14 protein-coding genes and 1 tRNA gene are annotated in these 17,297 nt (G+C 69.6%); 9 read left to right on the forward strand and 6 right to left on the reverse strand.

All coding sequences use genetic code 11. The annotated features are described in order from the left end of the window. The first annotated feature begins 3 nt into the window (after positions 1-3). From OG206_RS16370 to OG206_RS16395, 6 genes are all read left to right on the forward strand, one after another. Positions 4-2,049 carry a copper resistance CopC/CopD family protein gene (locus tag OG206_RS16370; RefSeq protein WP_327116678.1) on the forward strand — a complete coding sequence of 682 codons (2,046 nt, stop codon included), beginning with the start codon at positions 4-6 and terminating at the stop codon, positions 2,047-2,049. Positions 2,050-2,054: 5 nt separating this feature from the next. Then, the gene (gene efeB / locus OG206_RS16375) at positions 2,055-3,362 is read left to right on the forward strand and encodes an iron uptake transporter deferrochelatase/peroxidase subunit (protein WP_327116680.1); all 1,308 of its coding nucleotides are present in this window, start codon (positions 2,055-2,057) and stop codon (positions 3,360-3,362) included. Positions 3,363-3,394: 32 nt separating this feature from the next. Further along, positions 3,395-4,330 carry a prephenate dehydratase gene (gene pheA / locus OG206_RS16380; protein ID WP_327116682.1) on the forward strand — a complete coding sequence of 312 codons (936 nt, stop codon included), beginning with the start codon at positions 3,395-3,397 and terminating at the stop codon, positions 4,328-4,330. Between the two features lie 655 nt (positions 4,331-4,985). Further along, complete coding sequence (serS, locus tag OG206_RS16385) at positions 4,986-6,263, forward strand: serine--tRNA ligase (protein ID WP_327116684.1); 1,278 nt, start codon at positions 4,986-4,988, stop codon at positions 6,261-6,263. Beyond that, complete coding sequence (locus tag OG206_RS16390; protein WP_327116686.1) at positions 6,260-7,075, forward strand: HAD family hydrolase; 816 nt, start codon at positions 6,260-6,262, stop codon at positions 7,073-7,075. The genes serS and OG206_RS16390 overlap by 4 nt, the downstream gene beginning before the upstream one ends. A 364-nt stretch (positions 7,076-7,439) precedes the next feature. Further along, a complete protein-coding gene (locus tag OG206_RS16395) occupies positions 7,440-7,997 on the forward strand; it encodes a DUF3291 domain-containing protein (RefSeq protein WP_327116687.1) in 558 nt (185 codons plus the stop codon). A 102-nt stretch (positions 7,998-8,099) separates the two neighbouring features. Here the strand turns inward: OG206_RS16395 and OG206_RS16400 are convergent. The 6 genes from OG206_RS16400 to OG206_RS16425 all read right to left on the reverse strand — a co-directional run bounded on the left by OG206_RS16400 (position 8,100) and on the right by OG206_RS16425 (position 13,040). Beyond that, positions 8,100-8,185 (reverse strand) — tRNA-Ser (locus OG206_RS16400). 257 nt (positions 8,186-8,442) lie between these two features. Then, entirely contained in the window at positions 8,443-9,132 is a 690-nt protein-coding gene (locus tag OG206_RS16405; protein ID WP_327116688.1) for a hypothetical protein, read from the reverse strand. Between the two features lie 278 nt (positions 9,133-9,410). Then, positions 9,411-10,130 (reverse strand): ABC transporter permease, encoded by a 720-nt coding sequence (locus OG206_RS16410; protein ID WP_327116690.1) that lies wholly within the window; start codon positions 10,128-10,130, stop codon positions 9,411-9,413. Positions 10,131-10,160: 30 nt separating this feature from the next. Further along, positions 10,161-11,072 (reverse strand): ABC transporter ATP-binding protein, encoded by a 912-nt coding sequence (locus OG206_RS16415; RefSeq protein WP_327116692.1) that lies wholly within the window; start codon positions 11,070-11,072, stop codon positions 10,161-10,163. Then, positions 11,069-11,977 carry an ABC transporter permease gene (locus OG206_RS16420; protein WP_327116694.1) on the reverse strand — a complete coding sequence of 303 codons (909 nt, stop codon included), beginning with the start codon at positions 11,975-11,977 and terminating at the stop codon, positions 11,069-11,071. The genes OG206_RS16415 and OG206_RS16420 overlap by 4 nt, the downstream gene beginning before the upstream one ends. Continuing rightward, a complete protein-coding gene (locus tag OG206_RS16425; protein ID WP_442805849.1) occupies positions 11,967-13,040 on the reverse strand; it encodes an ABC transporter ATP-binding protein in 1,074 nt (357 codons plus the stop codon). The genes OG206_RS16420 and OG206_RS16425 overlap by 11 nt, the downstream gene beginning before the upstream one ends. Positions 13,041-13,353: 313 nt before the next feature. On the opposite strand from OG206_RS16425, the gene OG206_RS16430 reads away from it, so the two are divergent. The 3 genes from OG206_RS16430 to OG206_RS16440 all read left to right on the forward strand — a co-directional run bounded on the left by OG206_RS16430 (position 13,354) and on the right by OG206_RS16440 (position 17,252). Then, positions 13,354-15,147: an SDR family oxidoreductase gene (locus OG206_RS16430; protein WP_327116696.1), complete on the forward strand. Its 1,794-nt coding sequence runs from the start codon at positions 13,354-13,356 to the stop codon at positions 15,145-15,147. A gap of 341 nt (positions 15,148-15,488) precedes the next feature. Beyond that, complete coding sequence (locus OG206_RS16435) at positions 15,489-16,031, forward strand: RNA 2'-phosphotransferase (RefSeq protein WP_327116698.1); 543 nt, start codon at positions 15,489-15,491, stop codon at positions 16,029-16,031. Positions 16,032-16,355: 324 nt separating this feature from the next. After that, positions 16,356-17,252 carry an LLM class flavin-dependent oxidoreductase gene (locus OG206_RS16440; RefSeq protein ID WP_327116700.1) on the forward strand — a complete coding sequence of 299 codons (897 nt, stop codon included), beginning with the start codon at positions 16,356-16,358 and terminating at the stop codon, positions 17,250-17,252. Positions 17,253-17,297 lie beyond the last annotated feature (45 nt).

Here is a 17,297-nt window from a genome sequence, read left to right on the forward strand (position 1 = left end):
CCCATGACAGCCACCGCCCCGCACTTCGGGCCCTCCCCGGCACGACGGCCGCTCGCCGCGGTCCCGCTCCTCGCCGCCCTGATCAGCCTGCTGTTCGGCCTGGTCCTGGCCGGCGCGAGCCCCGCGTCCGCGCACGCCGCCCTCACCGGGAGCGACCCGCAGGACGGGGCGGTGGTCGTCACCGCCCCGGAGGAGGTCACCCTCACCTTCTCCGAGCAGATCGCCATGGGCGACGACTCGATCCGGGTGCTGGACCCGGACGGCAAGCGCGCCGACAGCGGCGCACCGCGTGACCTCACGGCGGGCGGTGCGGTGCGCTACGGCGTCGCGCTCCACAGTGGCCTGCCCGACGGCACGTACACCGTGGCCTGGCAGGCCGTCTCCGCGGACAGCCACCCGGTGTCCGGAGCCTTCACCTTCTCCGTCGGGGCCCCCTCGGAAACCACCGTGGCGCTGCCCTCCTCCGGGGCCGGCGGGGGCCTCGTCGGGGCGCTCTACGGCATCGCGCGCTACGCCGCGTACGCCGGATTCATCCTGCTCGCGGGCGGATCCGCCTTCGTGCTCGCGTGCTGGCAGCGTGGGGCGGGGTCCCGGCCCCTGCAGCGGCTCGTCGTACGCGGCTGGATCACGCTCACCGCCTCCACCCTGGCCATGCTGCTCCTGCGCAGCCCCTACACCGGTTCCGGCAAGCTCTCGGACGCCTTCGACCTCGACGGACTGCAGACGGTGCTGGACACCAAGCCGGGAGCCGCGCTGGTCTCGCGGCTGCTGCTCCTGGGTGCCTCCGCCCTCTTCATCGCCGTCCTCTTCGGGGCGTACGCCAAGCGCGAGGAAGGGAAGGAGAAGCAGGACCTCACCTTCGGACTCGCGATCGGCGGAGCGGTCATCGCGGCGGGCATCGCCGGTACGTGGGCCCTGGCCGAGCACGCGTCGACGGGCGTCCAGCCCGGTATCGCGATGCCGGTCGACGTGCTCCACCTGCTGGCCGTGGCCGGCTGGCTGGGCGGTCTCGCCTCGCTGCTGGTCGCCCTGTACCGGGCTCCGGACATCACGAGCGGCGCCGTACGGCGGTTTTCCCGGATGGCGTTCGGCAGCGTGGTCGTCCTTGCCGCGACCGGGCTCTACCAGTCCTGGCGCCAGGTCGGCTCCTGGTCCGCCCTGACCGGCACCCGGTACGGGCAGCTCCTGCTGCTGAAGGTGGCGCTCGTCGCCGTACTGGTGGGCGTCGCGTGGATCTCACGGCGGTGGACGGCGCGGCTGACCGCCGGCGCCGTATCCGGCGACCCGGTTCCGGCCGCCGCCGGGATCCGGTCAGCCGGGCCGGACGAACCGGCGGCTTCCGGGACCGGGGGTTCCGCCGATATGCCGAAGGCCCTGGCGGCCACGGCCACTTCGGATGCCCCGGTCACGACCGTCGTCGCCTCGGCGGACGTCACCGCCACGAGCGGCGCGGCCGAGGTCGACGTCGATCCGGAACGTGCCGCACAACTGTCCCGGCAGCGCGCGGCTCTGACCGCGACGAAGGAGAAGCGTGCCCGCGACGCCGACCCCGAACGGTCCGGGCTGCGCCGCTCCGTACTGGTGGAGACCGGCATCGCGGTGGTGCTGCTCGTGGTGACGACGATCCTCACCTCCACCGAACCCGGCCGCACCGAGGAGGAGGCGGCCCGAGGCAGCACCACGGCGGCGGCCACGCCGGTGACCGGCGGCCAGGTGACCGTGAGCCTCCCCTTCGACACCGGCGGCAGGGGCGGGAAGGGCACCGTGCGCATGGACATGTCGCCGGGCGGAACCGGGTCCAACAACGTGCACCTCTGGATCGAGGCGCCCGGCAACCTCCCCATGGACGTACCCGAGGTGAAGCTCGCCTTCACCCTGGAGTCCAAGGACATCGGTCCCCTCCCGGTGATCCCCGACCGCCTCACCGAGGGGCACTGGACGGCCGCCAACGTACAGATCCCGATGGCCGGCGACTGGAAGGTCTCGGTCACGGTGAGGACGTCGGACATCGACCAGACGACCATCGACAAGAACGTGAAGATCGGCTGAGCAGGGTGAGCACGAAGAAGGACAGTCCCGGGGCCCGCCGTCCCACCGACGCCCGCAGCGACTCATCCGGTGGCACGGGAGCCGTCTCCCGGCGACGGCTGATCGGCGGCGTGGGAGCGGCGGGTGCCGCAGGCCTGGTCCTCGGCGCGGCAGGCGGTGCGGGCGGTTACGCCGCGACGCGCGGTGACGAGCCGACGGCTCTGACCACGGTCGGTTCGACCCAGGCGATGTTTCACGGGAAACATCAAGCGGGGATCACCACTCCGCTTCAGGCCCGCGGGCACCTGATCGCGTTCGATCTCGCCCCGGGCTCCGGGCGCAAGGAGGCCGCTGCCCTGATGCGCCGCTGGTCCGCCGTGGCCGCAGGGCTGATGGCCGGCGAGCCGGCAGACGGCCACGGGCACGACACCGGGGTGGCCCTGGACGCGGGACCTTCCTCCCTGACGGTCACCTTCGGCTTCGGGCGCACCTTCTTCGACCGCACCGGTCTGACCGATCGCAGGCCGCCGGCCCTGGACCCACTGCCCGCCTTCTCCTCCGACCACCTCGACCCGAAGCGGTCCGACGGGGACCTGTGGGTGCAGATCGGCGCCGATGACGCGCTGGTCGCGTTCCACGCGCTGCGCGCGCTCCAGAAGGAGGCCGGAACGGCCGCCCGCGTGCGCTGGCAGATGAACGGCTTCAACCGCACCCCGGGGGCCACGGACCGGCCGATGACCGCGCGCAACCTGATGGGCCAGGTCGACGGCACGAACAACCCGAAGCCGACGGAGAGCGACTTCGACGAGCGGGTCTTCGTGCCGTCCGGCGGTCCCTCGGCCTACACCTGGATGGCGGGTGGTTCGTACGTCGTCGTACGGCGGATCCGGATGCTCCTCGACGACTGGGAGCAACTGACGGTGAAGCGGCAGGAGCAGATCATCGGGCGGCGCAAGACCGACGGCGCTCCGCTCAGCGGCGGCTCGGAGACCACGCCGATGGACCTGGACAAGGCGGGGCCGGACGGCGAGCTGCTCGTGCCCGGCAACGCTCATGCGCGGATCTCCTCCCCCGAGAAGAACGGAGGCGCCGCGATGCTGCGCCGGCCGTTCTCGTACCACGACGGCATCTCGGACGACGGAGTCCCGGACGCGGGGCTGCTGTTCGTCTGCTGGCAGGCCGACCCGTTCAAGGGGTTCATCCCGGTGCAGCGCAAGCTCGACCGGGGGGACGCGCTCTCGCCGTTCATCCGGCACGAGGCGGGCGGTCTCTTCGCCGTCCCCGGGGGCGCCGCGTCCGGGGAGTACGTGGGACAGCGGCTGCTGGAGGCGTGAGGCGCACGGCGTGGGCCCACTAGGGTGACCGCATGTCAGCCACGCGTTACGCCTACCTCGGCCCCGAAGGCACCTTCACCGAGGTCGCCCTCCGCACCCTGCCCGAGGCCGCCACCCGGGAACTCGTACCCATGGTCTCGGTGCCGGCCGCGCTGGACGCGGTGCGCAGCGGAGAGGCAGCCGCGGCTCTCGTCCCCATCGAGAACTCCGTCGAGGGCGGTATCAGCGCGACGCTCGACGAGCTGACCACGGGTGCCCCGCTGATGATCTACCGCGAGGTTCTCCTCTCCATCACGTTCGCACTGCTGGTACGTCCCGGGACGAAGCTGTCGGACGTCAAGACCGTCACGGCCCATCCGGCCGCACAGCCCCAGGTACGCAACTGGATGGCGGCCAGCCTGCCCAACGCCGTGTGGGAGTCGGCGGCCTCGAACGCGGACGGTGCCCGGCTGGTCCAGGAGGGGCGCTTCGACGCGGCCTTCGCGGGCGAGTTCGCGGCGGCGACCTACGGGCTCGAACCCCTGGTGACCCAGATCCACGACGCGGAGAACGCGCAGACCCGCTTCGTGCTGGTCGGACGCCCGGCCAGGCCGTCCGCGCCGACGGGCGCGGACAAGACCTCTGTGGTCATCTGGCTCGGGGACGACCACCCGGGCGCCCTGCTCGAACTGCTCCAGGAGTTCGCCGTACGCGGGGTCAACCTGATGCTGATCCAGTCCCGGCCCACGGGGGAGGGCATCGGGAACTACTGCTTCGCCGTGGACGCGGAGGGACACATCGCGGACCGCCGGGTCGGCGAGGCCCTCATGGGGCTGAAGCGCATCTGCCCCAACGTACGGTTCCTGGGGTCCTATCCGCGGGCCGGAGTCACGCCCCGGGAGGTCAGCCCCCTGCGGGTCGGGACATCGGACACGGACTTCACCGAGGCGTCCGACTGGCTGGCACGCAGCCAGGACGGCAGAGCCTGAGGACCGAGGGGCACGTCAGCGGTCCGGCAGCGTGAACCGCCACGTCGCGGACGACCGGGTAAACGGGGAATCCGGCGGCCCTCCCCTCCGGCTTCATCGCGGAGGGATCACCGGCCTCGTTGCACACAGAGTTATCCACAGGGTGCACCCGCGGCCTGGGGACAAGTCGACACCACAATGCGACATGGTCGACAAATCACCTCGGAGGACCTAGATCACCCACGAGGGCGCACCTCGCCCGCGCCAGCCCAATTTCCTTGATCAACACATCGGAACGGCGAATACCCACCCGAATGAGTGCACGGTTCAGGTTTAAGGGGCGAATCCTTGTCCCGTCATGCCGCTTTCGGAACGATCTCTTCCGATGTCCACAGAACTTCTTCACAGCCTGTGGATAACTAAATGGATCATCACCCCCCTGTGGACAAGAGGCCCCGAGAGGGCACCCCCAACTCCCGCCACACGCAACGCCGATGCGCCGCACCACGGGCTGGTTATTCCCTTATCGGGGCAATGCGGGCTGTTTATCGACGAGCGCCGGCCCGGGAGCGCCCACGATTGCCCCTAGGATTGCCGATTCCGGCAATCCGGGCAAAGCGCCGCGCTCGGTGATATCGGTTCGAGCGGCGGATCCCCGCACCGGTAGCCTTGAGGGGTGATTGACCTTCGCCTGCTCCGTGAGGACCCCGACCGTGTTCGCGCCTCCCAGCGCGCCCGTGGAGAGGACGTCGCGCTCGTCGACGCCCTGCTCTCCGCCGACGAGCTGCGCAGGTCGTCCGGCGTCCGCTTCGACGAACTCCGCTCCGAGCAGAAGTCGCTCGGCAAACTGATCCCCAAGGCCACCCCCGAGGAGCGTGCCGAGCTCCTCAAGAAGGCCGATCAGCTCAAGTCCGAGGTCAAGGCCGCCGACGCCGCGCAGGACGAGGCGGACGCCGAAGCCAAGCGGCTGCTCCTGCTCCTCGGCAACATCGTCCATGAGGACGTGCCGGTCGGCGGCGAGGAGGACTTCGTCGTCCTGGAGACACACGGCACGATCCGTGACTTCGGCGCCGAGGGCTTCGAGCCCAGGGACCACCTGGAGCTCGGCGAGGCCTTGGGCGCCATCGACATGGAGCGCGGCGCCAAGGTCTCCGGATCGCGCTTCTACTACCTGACCGGCATCGGCGCGCTGCTCGAACTCGCCCTGGTCAACGCGGCGATCGCCCAGGCCACCGAGGCCGGTTTCGTCCCCATGCTGACCCCTGCACTGGTGCGTCCGCGCGCCATGGAGGGCACGGGCTTCCTCGGCCAGGCCGCGGAGAACGTGTACCACCTGGAGAAGGACGACTACTACCTGGTCGGCACCTCCGAGGTCCCCCTCGCGGCGTACCACATGGACGAGATCATCGACGCCGACAAGCTGCCCCTGCGGTACGCCGGCTACTCGCCGTGCTTCCGCCGCGAAGCGGGCACGTACGGCAAGGACACCCGCGGAATCTTCCGCGTGCACCAGTTCGACAAGGTCGAGATGTTCTCGTACGTCGACCCGGCCGACGCCGAGGCCGAGCACCGCAGGCTCCTGGACTGGGAGAAGCAGTGGCTCACCGGCCTCGAGCTGCCGTTCCAGGTGATCGACGTCGCGACCGGCGACCTGGGCGCCTCGGCCTCCCGGAAGTTCGACTGCGAGGCGTGGATCCCGACCCAGGGCAAGTACCGCGAGCTGACCTCCGCGTCGAACTGCGACGGCTTCCAGGCCCGCCGGCTCTCCGTCCGCATGCGTGAGGGCAAGAAGGTCCAGCCGCTGTCGACGCTGAACGGCACGCTCTGCGCCGTACCGCGCACGATCGTGGCGATCCTGGAGAACCACCAGCTGCCCGACGGCTCGGTGCGCGTGCCCGAGCTCCTCCGGCCGTACCTGGGCGGGCGCGAGCTGCTGGAGCCGGTCTCCAAGTGACGTTCCCCTACAAGCTCGTCGCGACCGATCTCGACGGCACCCTGCTGCGTGACGACCACACGGTCTCCGAACGCACCCGGGAGGCGCTGGCCGCGGCCACCGCGGCCGGCGCGGCGCACATCGTCGTCACCGGCCGCGCGGTGGCCTGGACCCGGCACATCCTGGACGACCTGGGCTACGACGGGCTCGCGGTGTGCGGTCAGGGTGCGCAGGTCTACCACGCGGGCGAGCACAGGCTGCTGACCTCGCTCACGCTCGACCGGCAGCTCGCCGGGCTCGCGCTGTCCAAGATCGAGGCGGAGGCCGGTCCGCTGGCGCTGGCGGTCAGTCGCGACGGGCTCGACGGGGAGGTGCTGGTCGGCCCCGGGTACCGGGTGCAGGAAGGGCCGGTACCCGCGCGGTACATGAAGGATCCCGCCGAGATGTGGGCCGCCCCGCTGAACAAGATCTACATACAGCATCCCGAGCTCGACGACGACGCGCTGGCACGGACCGCGCGCCAGGCCGTCGGCAGCCTCGTGAACGTGGTCATGGCGGGGCCCGGCGTGGTGGAGATCCTTCCCCTGGGGCTGAGCAAGGCGACCGGCCTCTCGCTGGCCGCCCGCCGGCTGGGGCTCAAGGCGGCGGACACGCTGGCGTTCGGTGACATGCCGAACGACATCCCGATGTTCGGCTGGGCCCGGCACGGGGTCGCCATGGCCAACGCGCACGACGAGCTGAAGGCCGTGGCGCACGAGATCACCGCATCGAACGAGCACGACGGCATCGCGGTCGTGCTGGAGGAACTGCTGCGTACGCCCCCGGGCGTCTAGAACCTCTGTTTGGATCATGCCGTGCTCGCGTGCCCCGGCACCGGGCCTCACGGCGTGGTCGGCGCCGCGCGTCCCTCGGGGGTGGTTCACGCTGAGCGGCGTGCCGACCTCCCCGGGCCGGACGGGCCGCGATCACCACCTGCGCACGCGCTCGAAACCGAGTGGATCACAGGTACCCCGGACCTGGCCTCGGCCGTCACCGCGTCAGCCCCGAAGTTCCCTGTTCGGCAGGCCACTTGGACCGAGGAAAAGCAACTTCGACATGAGCCGCGGAGGCAGCTACCTTCACCTGGGCTTCGGCGATCTCCCCCACCGCGCAGGAGTTCCCTCAGGCTGACCCGCACCCCCAACCAGGGAGAGACGCATGCCCCATCTCGCTCTGTACACATTCGGCGTCCTCAAGTCGCCTCTCGCCGATCCCACACCTGTCACCCGCGAGTTCTACGGCATGGGTGAGGCCGTCTACCGGAAGATCGGTCAGCACCCCGGATACCTCGCGCACGCCGAAGCGGTGGACGGTGACCGGGGCGAGCTCTTCGACGCGGACTGGGGTGCATGGGGAGAGTTCGCCGTACCGACCTGGTACGGCAAGGGCCGCACGCCGGAAACCACTGCCCTGGCCACGACCCTCTCCCTCTGGACCGATCTGCGCCCCGCGTTCGACGCCATCTACACCGGTCCGCACCGTGAGGCACTGAACAGGCGTTACGACTGGTTCGAGAGGACCGAGCATCCGAACCACGTGTTCTGGTGGGTCGCCGACGGCGTGATACCCACCTGGCGGGACGGGGTTTCCCAGCTGGAACACCTCGACGAGCACGGCTCCGCGCCGCATGCCTTCACCTTCCACGACTCGTTCGCCCCGGACGGAACTCCGCACAGGATCAAAGGCATCGGGCCGAAGACCGGCCGGGTCCGCTGACGGGGAAACCCGGACGAGGGTGTTCGGAGCCGGCCGCTCGGGCCTCGCGGTCCGGCACGCACTCGCGCGACGCCGGTCCCGGATGCCGGATGCCGGATGCTGCGGAGGATGCGCGGATCGAACGCGCGCGGGGATGTGCCCCGACGACGGCTTAGCAAGCCGCTGCCTTACCACTCGGCCAATCCTCCGGGAGGTGGCCGCGCGATGCGCATGAAGGGCCACCCGGGGGTCCTGCGACAGCGGTACCGCGGGCAGCTGATGAAGCTACTGCGTGACCGGCCGCGGACCACCCTGTCGGGAACGTGACGGACTCGGACTACTGGTCATCGCCGCGCTCCTCTCCCGGTCCCCGTGTGCGCCGTCGTGCTGCGCCGTCCCCTCACTGTGCCCGAGGTACCCGTCCGGGGACCACTCGTTTTCCGCTCGGTGGCGCCCCGGGCCGGGCTCAGCCTTCCCTGCGGCCCACGTCCCGCAACTGGTCGGCGAGGTCGTGCATACGGGCATCGAGCCGGACGACATCCTGTGACACGTCGGTGAGCCGGAGGCTGATGGCACCGACCACCTGATGGGTGCGATCGAGCTTGCGGTCGAGGGAGTCGAGCCGCTGGGACATACGCCCCAGCACCGGGCCCAGCTCCTGGAGCGCGCTGCCCACGCCGGCCAGACAGCCCTCGATGCGGGTGACGCGCCGGTCGAGAGACGCGAACGACGCCCTCAGATCCTCCTCGGCGTCGAGAAGGTGGGTCCGAACGCTGCGTGCGATGTCGCTGTCGCGAAGAAGCATGGCGACGTCGAGGACCGTCCTGCGGGTGTAGAGCGTGAGCTGCGTGGGTGCCTGTGGATAACTCTCCCCCTGCTCACCGCTCCATAGGGACATCATGTCCCTATGGAAGATGCGCAGCTCAGCGCCCCGCAACAACCTGAGGCCATTCTCCTCCACCTCGGCCCGGTGCCGCTGGGTCAGCTTCTTGACCACCTCTGTGGATACTTCGAAGTAGCGAGCCACGTCCTCTGTGCGAAGGTGAATTCCATCGGGGAGCATGACAAGACTCTTGACCTTGTCGAGGACTTCGACGCGCCCCATCTGCTCGACCCGGAGAGCATGGGATTCGAGCAGGGCGACTTCGGTGGGCATGGGAGTGCCTTTCGTGCGCGGGAACGGCAAAGGGGGCCCTGTCCCCGGGCTGCGAGGGCGGAGGGCGCTCACGGTTGCCACTTGCTCGATGACCGGTCGGCGGGCACTGCCTCACCGATGCCGGCGTTCCCCGAATTCACGAAAGCTCGACGCCACAGATTCCAGTTGCCTCCACGCACCCGGCACAACGAGCGGGCCGGCGCGCGGACACGCACATCCGTCCGCCGGACATGGAACAACCCCCGCCCACAGGGCGGGGGTTGCGCGGAATCCGGCTCTCACTCCTCGCCGGCGAGTTTCAGCGCCCGGAGTTTCTGCCCCGCGTACCACGTCGCGACGACCGTGACACCGGCCAGCAGCAGGGTCGCCAGCGGCAGGCCGACGTCCGAGGTCACCAGTCCGTCCTCGGCGACCTTCTCCGCGACCGAGAGGGACCACTGCTGCACACTGAGCGTCCGCGCGCCCGGCACCAGATTGCCGAAGAGCGCCTCCCACACCAGCGCGTACACGAGACCGAAGACCACCGCGTGCCTGCTCACCGTGCCGAGCAGCAGGAACAGCGCGCTGTACGCGATCGAGGCGACCAGGGCAGCGATCGTGTAGGCCACGGCGATCTGCCCGCCGTTGCCGTTGAGGATGAGGCCCGCGATCAGCGTCGGCAGGGCCGAGAACAGCATCGTCACTCCGATGGCCACGATGAGCTTGGTGAAGATGATCGTCGGCCGCTTCACCGGCTTGGCCAGCAGGTAGACGATGGAGCCGTCGTCGATCTCCGGGCCGATGGCTCCGGTCCCCGCGATGACACCGATCAGCGGCACCATCGTGGCGATGGCGAAGCCGCCCAGTACACCGGAGGCCACGCCGTCATCGGCTCCGGCGAACGCCCGTACCGCCACGGCGATGGCCACCAGGAGGACGGGCAGGACGAACAGGATGGCGGCCCGGCGCCGGCCGAGCAGGGCCCGGTAGGTGAGCCGGGCGACTGTGGGGTCGTACATGACGCTTCACAGCTCCTTTCAGGCCACTACTCAGGCCGCTACGAGATAGGAAAAGACCGATTCGAGGGATTCGTCGGACGGTGAGACGGTCAGCAGCCGGATGCCCTGCTCGCGCGCGACCTTGGGAAGCAGCGTCGTGAAACGGCCGAAGTCGACCGCCTGGATGCGCAGGGCCCGCTCCGTGACGTCGACCTCGATACCGGCTGTCGAGGGGTCCGCGATGAGCGCCGCGGCGAGCGCCCGGTCGTCGCTGGACCGGACGAGGTAGCGGTGCGGCCGGTCCGTCATCAGCCGGCGGATCTTGCGGAAGTCGCCGGAAGCGGCGTGCCGGCCCGCGACGACCACCTCGATGTGCGAGGCGAGCTGCTCGACCTCCTCGAGGATGTGCGAGGAGAACAGGACCGTACGGCCCTCGGCGCCCATGCGGCGCAGAAGTTCCATCAGCTGCATCCGCTGACGCGGGTCCATGCCGTTGAACGGCTCGTCCAGCAGGAGCACCGAAGGGTCGTGGACCAGGGCGGACGCCATCTTGACGCGCTGGCGCATCCCCTTGCTGTACGTCGAGATCTTCCGGTCCTGCGCGTACTCCATCTCGACGGTGGCCAGCGCCTTCGCGGCGGCGGCATCCCCCAGTCCGTGCAGCTCCGCGTTGGCGACCACGAACTCACGGCCGGTCAGGAAGTCGTACATCCCCTCCCGCTCCGGCACGATCCCGATCGCCTTGTAGACCGCCTCGTTGCGCCAGATCCGCGTGCCGTCGAGCGTCACCTTGCCGGTCGACGGTTCGAGGAAGCCGGCCATCATGTTGATCAGCGTGGACTTGCCGGCTCCGTTGGGGCCGAGCAGCCCCGTCACACCGGGGCCCACGGTCATGCTGACGTCGTTGACGGCGACCACGTTGCCGAACCAGCGCGAGGTGTGGTCGATCTCGATGGTGGTCACAGCCCGACCCTCCGGTAGCGGCGCATGAGTACGGCGTACGAGCCGGCGACGAGCGCGAGGACAACGATCAGATAGACGACGCCGGCGCCGGCTCCGGGCCCGTCCCCGCCGGGGAAGGCGGAGGTGGCGCCGAGGAACGCGGTCTGCACGCCGCCGATCAGTGTGATGGGCGAGAACAGCCCCAGCCAGGTGATGGCGCCGGGGGAGCCCGTCTCCCAGGCGATCGCCTGGACGGTGGAGACCGCGCCGAAGGTGATGGTCAGGACCGCGATCACCGCGGCGACTCCGAAGCCCCGGCGGGGTGTGAGTGCGGCGACGACCAGGCCGAGTCCGGCGAACAGAACGGAGAGCAGTGCCACGGAGACCAGCCCCTGCCCGAAGCCCTTGGTCTGGTCGGCGAAGTCGAACTTCGCGAGCAACGAGCCCACGTAGAGGATGACGAGGGGCAGCCCGGTCAGGATGAGCAGGGCGGACGCCATGGCCGCGAGCTTCGCGAGGACGTAGTCGACGCGCTCGATCGGGCGCGAGAAGTACAGCGGCACGCTCTTGAAGCGAAGGTCACGGGATACGGACTGCGGCGCCTGGGAGGCGAGGAAGAGTCCGATCACGGCCTGCAGGTAGATCGCGAAGTCCGTGTACTTGATGGGGAGTTTCGTCATGCCCGGCGTGGCGATGGCGACAGCCACGAGGATCAGCGCCACCAGGCACATCACCCCGCACAGGAGCATCGGCAGCACCTTGGACTTGGCGGACCTGCCGAGTCCGAACGAGCCCCGCAGGGACTGCGAGTAGAGCGAACGCCGGGCGTACGCCCGGCCCAGCCGGACCCCGTCGTAGGAGCGGTACCCGATGTTGTGGATGCGGGAGGTGTCGCTCCCGGCCATGGTTCCGGTCTCAGTGCTCATCGCGACCGCTCCCCTTCTGCTGTCCGGCACCGGCCGTCGCTGCCGGGACCGCGACGGGCGTCTCCTCGGCGCGGAAGACCTCGGCGATGCGGTGGCGTCGCTGTTCCATGCGGATGAGTCCCAGACCGAGGCCGGCGACACTGTCCCGGACCAAGTCGTAGGTCTCCTCGCCCGTGGCCTCCACCAGGAGGATGTGTCCCGCTCCCGGCAGCCCCTCGGCGTCGAGACCGTCGTGGCCGACGAGCTTGATGCCGGCCCCGGTGAGTGCCCGGCGGAGCGCGTCCGTGCCGTCGGGGTGGTCGTCGCTGTCGGTGACCTCGACGGCCAGCGTCGTGGTGGTCTGCGTGAAGTCACTGGTCGAGCTGGACCGCAGAAGCGCCCCGCCGTCGATGACGACGACGTGGTCGCAGGTCCGCTCCAGCTCCCCCAGGAGGTGGGACGTCACCAGCACCGAGATGCCGAAGTCGGTGTGGACCCGGCGGATCAGACCGAGCATCTCGTCCCGGCCGACGGGGTCCAGGCCGTTGGTCGGCTCGTCGAGGAGGACCAGCTTCGGGTCGTGGACCAGGGCCTGGGCCAGCTTCACCCGCTGCTTCATGCCGGTCGAGTACCCGCCGATGGGGCGGTACCGCTCCTCGTACAGCCCCACGTGCCGCAGCGTGTCCGCCGTGCGCTCGCGGGCGGCGGTCGGCGGCAGTCCGGACATCCGTGCCATGTGGACGACGAACTCGGTGGCCGAGACGTCGGGCGGCAGGCAGTCGTGCTCGGGCATGTAGCCGACCCGTTCCCGGATCGCGGCGCCTTCGGTGGCGACGTCGAGCCCGAGCACCGCGGCCCGGCCCTCGGTGGCGGGGGACAGACCCAGCAGGATCTTGATCAGTGTGGACTTGCCGGCCCCGTTGGAACCCACCAGGCCGGTCACGCCCGGTCCGATGTCCAAGGAGAGCCGGTCAAGCGCGGTCACCCTCGGGAACCGCTTGCTCAGGCTTTCGGTTGCGATCACAGTCACATGTTCGAAGGTAGTGGCGCGCGCCACAGGAGTCGTCAGACCTGACGGTTGCATCCACGTCCGACTCGAGGAGTACGGACCCGTAGGGGGGACCCCACGGGGGAGGACGCCGAACCCGGACCGACCGCACGGCAACGGGATAGTGGCTGATCAAAGCCGCTTCCGGCCGTCGGCCGTGGGGCACCTCCCCCGAGCGGCCCTCGGTGTCCGGGGCGTACCGCCGCCGCAGGACGCCGGAGCCGGGGCCGTCGGGCTGTTTTCCACAGGTCCGGGGCATCCCTTGACGTGATCGCCCGCCGGTTGCCACATTCAGCGGTGTGACGTTACGGACGCGTACCGCGACGTCGGCACGGGACGAGGAGGCGGCGTGGATCTGCGAGGCGCGCGCGAGCGCTGGGTGCGTACGGGCGGAATCGAGCTGTGTGCAGCCGAGTTGGGCGATGCGGCGCGGCCGACGATCGTGCTCGTGCACGGCTATCCGGACAGCAAGGAGGTCTGGTCCGAAGTCGCCGCCCGGCTCGCCCGGGACTGGCACGTCGTGCTGTACGACGTGCGTGGCCACGGCAGGTCGACGGCACCCCGCCCACTGCGGGGAGGCTTCACACTGGAGAAGCTGACCGACGACTTCCTGGCCGTCGTGGACGCGGTGAGCCCGGACCACCCGGTCCATGTGGTCGGCCACGACTGGGGTTCCGTCCAGTCCTGGGAATTCGCGACCGTCGAACGGACCAAAGGCCGCATCGCCTCGTTCACGTCCATCTCCGGCCCCTCCCTCGATCACTTCGGACACTGGATCAAGCAGCGCACGTCGCGCCCGAGCCCCCGCCGGGTCGGTCAGCTGCTCGGCCAGGGAGCGAAGTCCTGGTACGTGTACGCCCTGCACGCGCCCGCCCTGCCCGAGCTGGCCTGGCACGGGGTACTCGGCAGGCAGTGGCCGCGCATACTCCGGCGGATGGAGAAGATGCCCGCGGACGGGTATCCGACGGACTCGCTCCCGCAGGACGCCGCGCACGGGGCCTGGCTCTACCGCGACAACATCCGCTCCCGCCTGCGCCACCCCCGTCCCGACGCCTTCGCACACGTGCCGGTCCAGCTGATCACACCGACCGGAGACGCTTTCCTCTCACCTGCGCTCTACGACGACCTCGAGACCTGGGTTCCGGATCTGGTGCGCCGCACTCTTCCCGCCAAGCACTGGGTGCCGCGCACCCGGCCCGCTCAGCTGTGCGCCTGGATCGGTGACTTCGTGACCGCCTGCGAAAGCACCGGTTCGGCGCCGAGCACCACGTCCTCCGTGAAGGAGACCGTGACGGACAGCATGCCCGACGGGCCTCATGCTGCCCAGTTCGGCGGCCAGTTGGTCCTGGTCACCGGAGCGGCGAGCGGGATCGGTCGCGCGACGGCACTGGCGTTCGCCCGAGCCGGCGCTCGCGTGGTGGCCGTGGACAGCGACGCGGAGGGAGCGGCCCGAACTGCCGCTACCGCGCGTCTCATCGGCGCTCCTTCGGTCTGGACCGAGGCGGTCGACGTCCGTGACGAGCAGGCGATGGAGAAGCTCGCCGAGAGGGTCGCCACCGAGTACGGCGTCGTCGACGTACTGGTGAACAACGCGGGTGTGGGGCTGGCGGGTTCCTTCCTGGAGACGACGAGTCAGGACTGGCGGAACGTTCTCGATGTCAATCTCTGGGGAGTCATCCACGGCTGCCGGTTCTTCGGTCAGCAGATGGCCGATCGGGGTCAGGGCGGCCATATCGTCAACATCGCCTCTGCGGCGGCCTATCAGCCCTCACGCATGCTCCCGGCCTACAGCACGTCGAAGGCCGCCGTGCTGATGCTCAGCGAGTGCCTGCGTGCTGAACTCGCCGAGAGGTCGATCGGTGTCAGTGCCGTCTGCCCGGGCTTCGTCAACACCGGCATCACGGCGACAGCACGCTTCGCCGGAGCGGACGAGGCCGAGCAGGACCGGCTCCGCGAGCGGACCGGCAGGCTCTACTCCCGTCGCAACTACCCTCCGGAGAAGGTTGCTCAGGCCATTCTGAACGCGGTCGTGCACAACCGTGCCGTGGTCCCGGTGACGCCCGAGGCCCGAGGCACACGACTGCTCTCCAGAGTCAGCCCCCGGATACTGCGTGCGGTGGCTCGGCTGAACCCACCGCTGTGAGGCTTTTCGGTGTTGCTCGCACTGCTCGCCATCCTTGCCTGAAAAAAGTCGAGTTGAGGCTGGTGAGCGTAACTGTCGCCGCTCTCAGGACACTTCCTGAACAGACAGTGCAACCCTGGGTGGTTACTCTACCCCAAAGGCCACTTATCCTCCCATCTACGTCCATGTGCACCACAGTTGCCCAAATGCCGCACAATGAAGTCCACTTGTCCACAGAGCTGTCAAAAACCCTGTGGATAAGGCCAGTTGGCTGTGGATCAAACCTGCTGACGTCAATGAATGTGAAAAACGTCAGCTGAAATCCAGGTGCGGCAACAGGCGCGCAGCGCCACTCTGGCGGGATGGACGAACGACGCACCGTCAAGGTGTCCAAGTATCTGTCGAAGCATCTACGGCATCAGCCGGACCGGATCGGAATCAGTCTGGATCCTCACGGCTGGGTCGCCGTGGACGAGCTGCTGAAGGCCTGCGCACGGCACGGGTTCACGATCACCCGCGAGGAGCTCGACCACGTCGTCGCGGTGAACGACAAGAAGCGCTTCATGGTCGCCGGCCCCCTCATCAGGGCGAACCAGGGCCACACCGTCACGGTCGATCTCGGTCTGCCTCCCGCCGAACCGCCCGCGTACCTCTATCACGGCACCGTCGCCCGGTCACTCGACGCCATTCGCGCGGAAGGGCTGCGCCCCATGGCCCGCCACCATGTCCACCTGTCGCCCGACCGGGAGACGGCGGTGCGCGTCGGAGCGAGGCGCGGCGTGCCGGTCGTGCTGGCGGTGGACGCCGGCGCCATGCACCGGGCGGGCCACCTCTTCCACGTCAGCGCCAACGGGGTCTGGCTCACCGACTGCGTGCCGCCCGACTTCCTGCGCCTGCGCGACTGACGGCCCACGCCCTCCCACAGGTCTGCGTCCGGGCCGTGCGGGCCCCCGATGCCGCACATCCGAGCCGTACACCCACGGACGAGGCTGTCCGGACCCTTGCCCGGAGCCGGCACCCCGCGTGATCCTGCCCATCAACCGCTGGCACGACGGCGGCCGGGCCCCATGGGTGCGAGCCCCCTTGGATACGCCACGGAACGCCGCCCGCCCGACATTCGAGTACGGGTCAAGTCCTTCCGTCCGGCGACGAACCGGGCCGGCGCGGATTCCCTGATCTGCTCCGCCGGCATATCCGTGGCAGCGGGAGGCCCGCGTATCGTCGAGGTCATGCGTCTGAGCACGGTGATCCTCCCCATCTACCGGTGGGCCGAAGGACAGAAGATCTGGCGGCGGGCCGAAGACCTCGGGTTCCATGCCGCGTACACCTACGACCACCTGTCCTGGCGGTCGTTCCGGGACGAACCGTGGTTCGGCGCGATCCCCACGCTCACGGCCGCAGCGGCGGTGACACACCGTATGCGCCTGGGCACCCTCGTGACCTCACCCAACTTCCGGCACCCGGTGACACTGGCCAAGGAACTCATCACGCTGGACGACGTGTCCGACGGGCGGATCACGCTCGGTATCGGCGCCGGCGGCAACGGCTTCGACGCCACCACGCTGCGCGGGAGCGGCGAGGAGCCATGGACGCCGAGGGAGCGCGCCGACCACTTCGAGGAGTTCGTCCCGCTGCTGGACAAGCTGCTGAGGGAGCCTTCGGTGACCCATGAGGGCCGGCTCTACTCCGCCTCCGAGGCCCGGAACATCCCCGGCTGCGTACAGCGTCCCCGGCTGCCCTTCGCGGTGGCCGCCACCGGTCCGCGCGGGCTGAAGCTCGCCGCACGGTACGGGCAGGCCTGGGTCACCACGGGGGACCCGAAGCTGTACGAGAGCGGCACGGCCGAGCAGTCCGTGGCGGCCATCGGCGGCCAGATCAGCCGGCTGGGAGCGGCCTGCGAGGACGCCGGCCGGGACGTGGCGGAGCTGGACAAGATCCTGCTCACCGGCTTCACCCCGGGCAGCCCGCTGGAGTCCTTCGACGCCTTCGTCGACTTCGCGGGTAAGCACGACGAACTCGGCTTCACCGAGATCGTCGTCCACTGGCCGGTGGCGGAGAGCGTCTTCGACATCGACACGAAGGTGTTCGAGCGCATCGCGACCGAGGCCGCGGCCCAGTTCGACTGACGTTCCGGGCGTCCGCGCCGGGCTTCGACGGGCTCGACAGCCCTT

This window comes from Streptomyces sp. NBC_01341, assembly GCF_035946055.1.
GTDB lineage: Bacteria > Actinomycetota > Actinomycetes > Streptomycetales > Streptomycetaceae > Streptomyces.

Coding starts and splice junctions, on each gene's coding strand:
- OG206_RS16425 (WP_442805849.1), bottom strand. CDS start 13,040: ATGCAACCGTCAGGTCTGACGACTCCTGTGGCGCGCGCCACTACCTTC.
- OG206_RS16440 (WP_327116700.1), top strand. CDS start 16,356: ATGCGTCTGAGCACGGTGATCCTCCCCATCTACCGGTGGGCCGAAGGA.
- OG206_RS16370 (WP_327116678.1), top strand. CDS start 4: ATGACAGCCACCGCCCCGCACTTCGGGCCCTCCCCGGCACGACGGCCG.
- OG206_RS16435 (WP_327116698.1), top strand. CDS start 15,489: ATGGACGAACGACGCACCGTCAAGGTGTCCAAGTATCTGTCGAAGCAT.
- OG206_RS16405 (WP_327116688.1), bottom strand. CDS start 9,132: ATGCCCACCGAAGTCGCCCTGCTCGAATCCCATGCTCTCCGGGTCGAG.
- OG206_RS16420 (WP_327116694.1), bottom strand. CDS start 11,977: ATGAGCACTGAGACCGGAACCATGGCCGGGAGCGACACCTCCCGCATC.
- OG206_RS16395 (WP_327116687.1), top strand. CDS start 7,440: ATGCCCCATCTCGCTCTGTACACATTCGGCGTCCTCAAGTCGCCTCTC.
- OG206_RS16410 (WP_327116690.1), bottom strand. CDS start 10,130: ATGTACGACCCCACAGTCGCCCGGCTCACCTACCGGGCCCTGCTCGGC.
- pheA (WP_327116682.1), top strand. CDS start 3,395: ATGTCAGCCACGCGTTACGCCTACCTCGGCCCCGAAGGCACCTTCACC.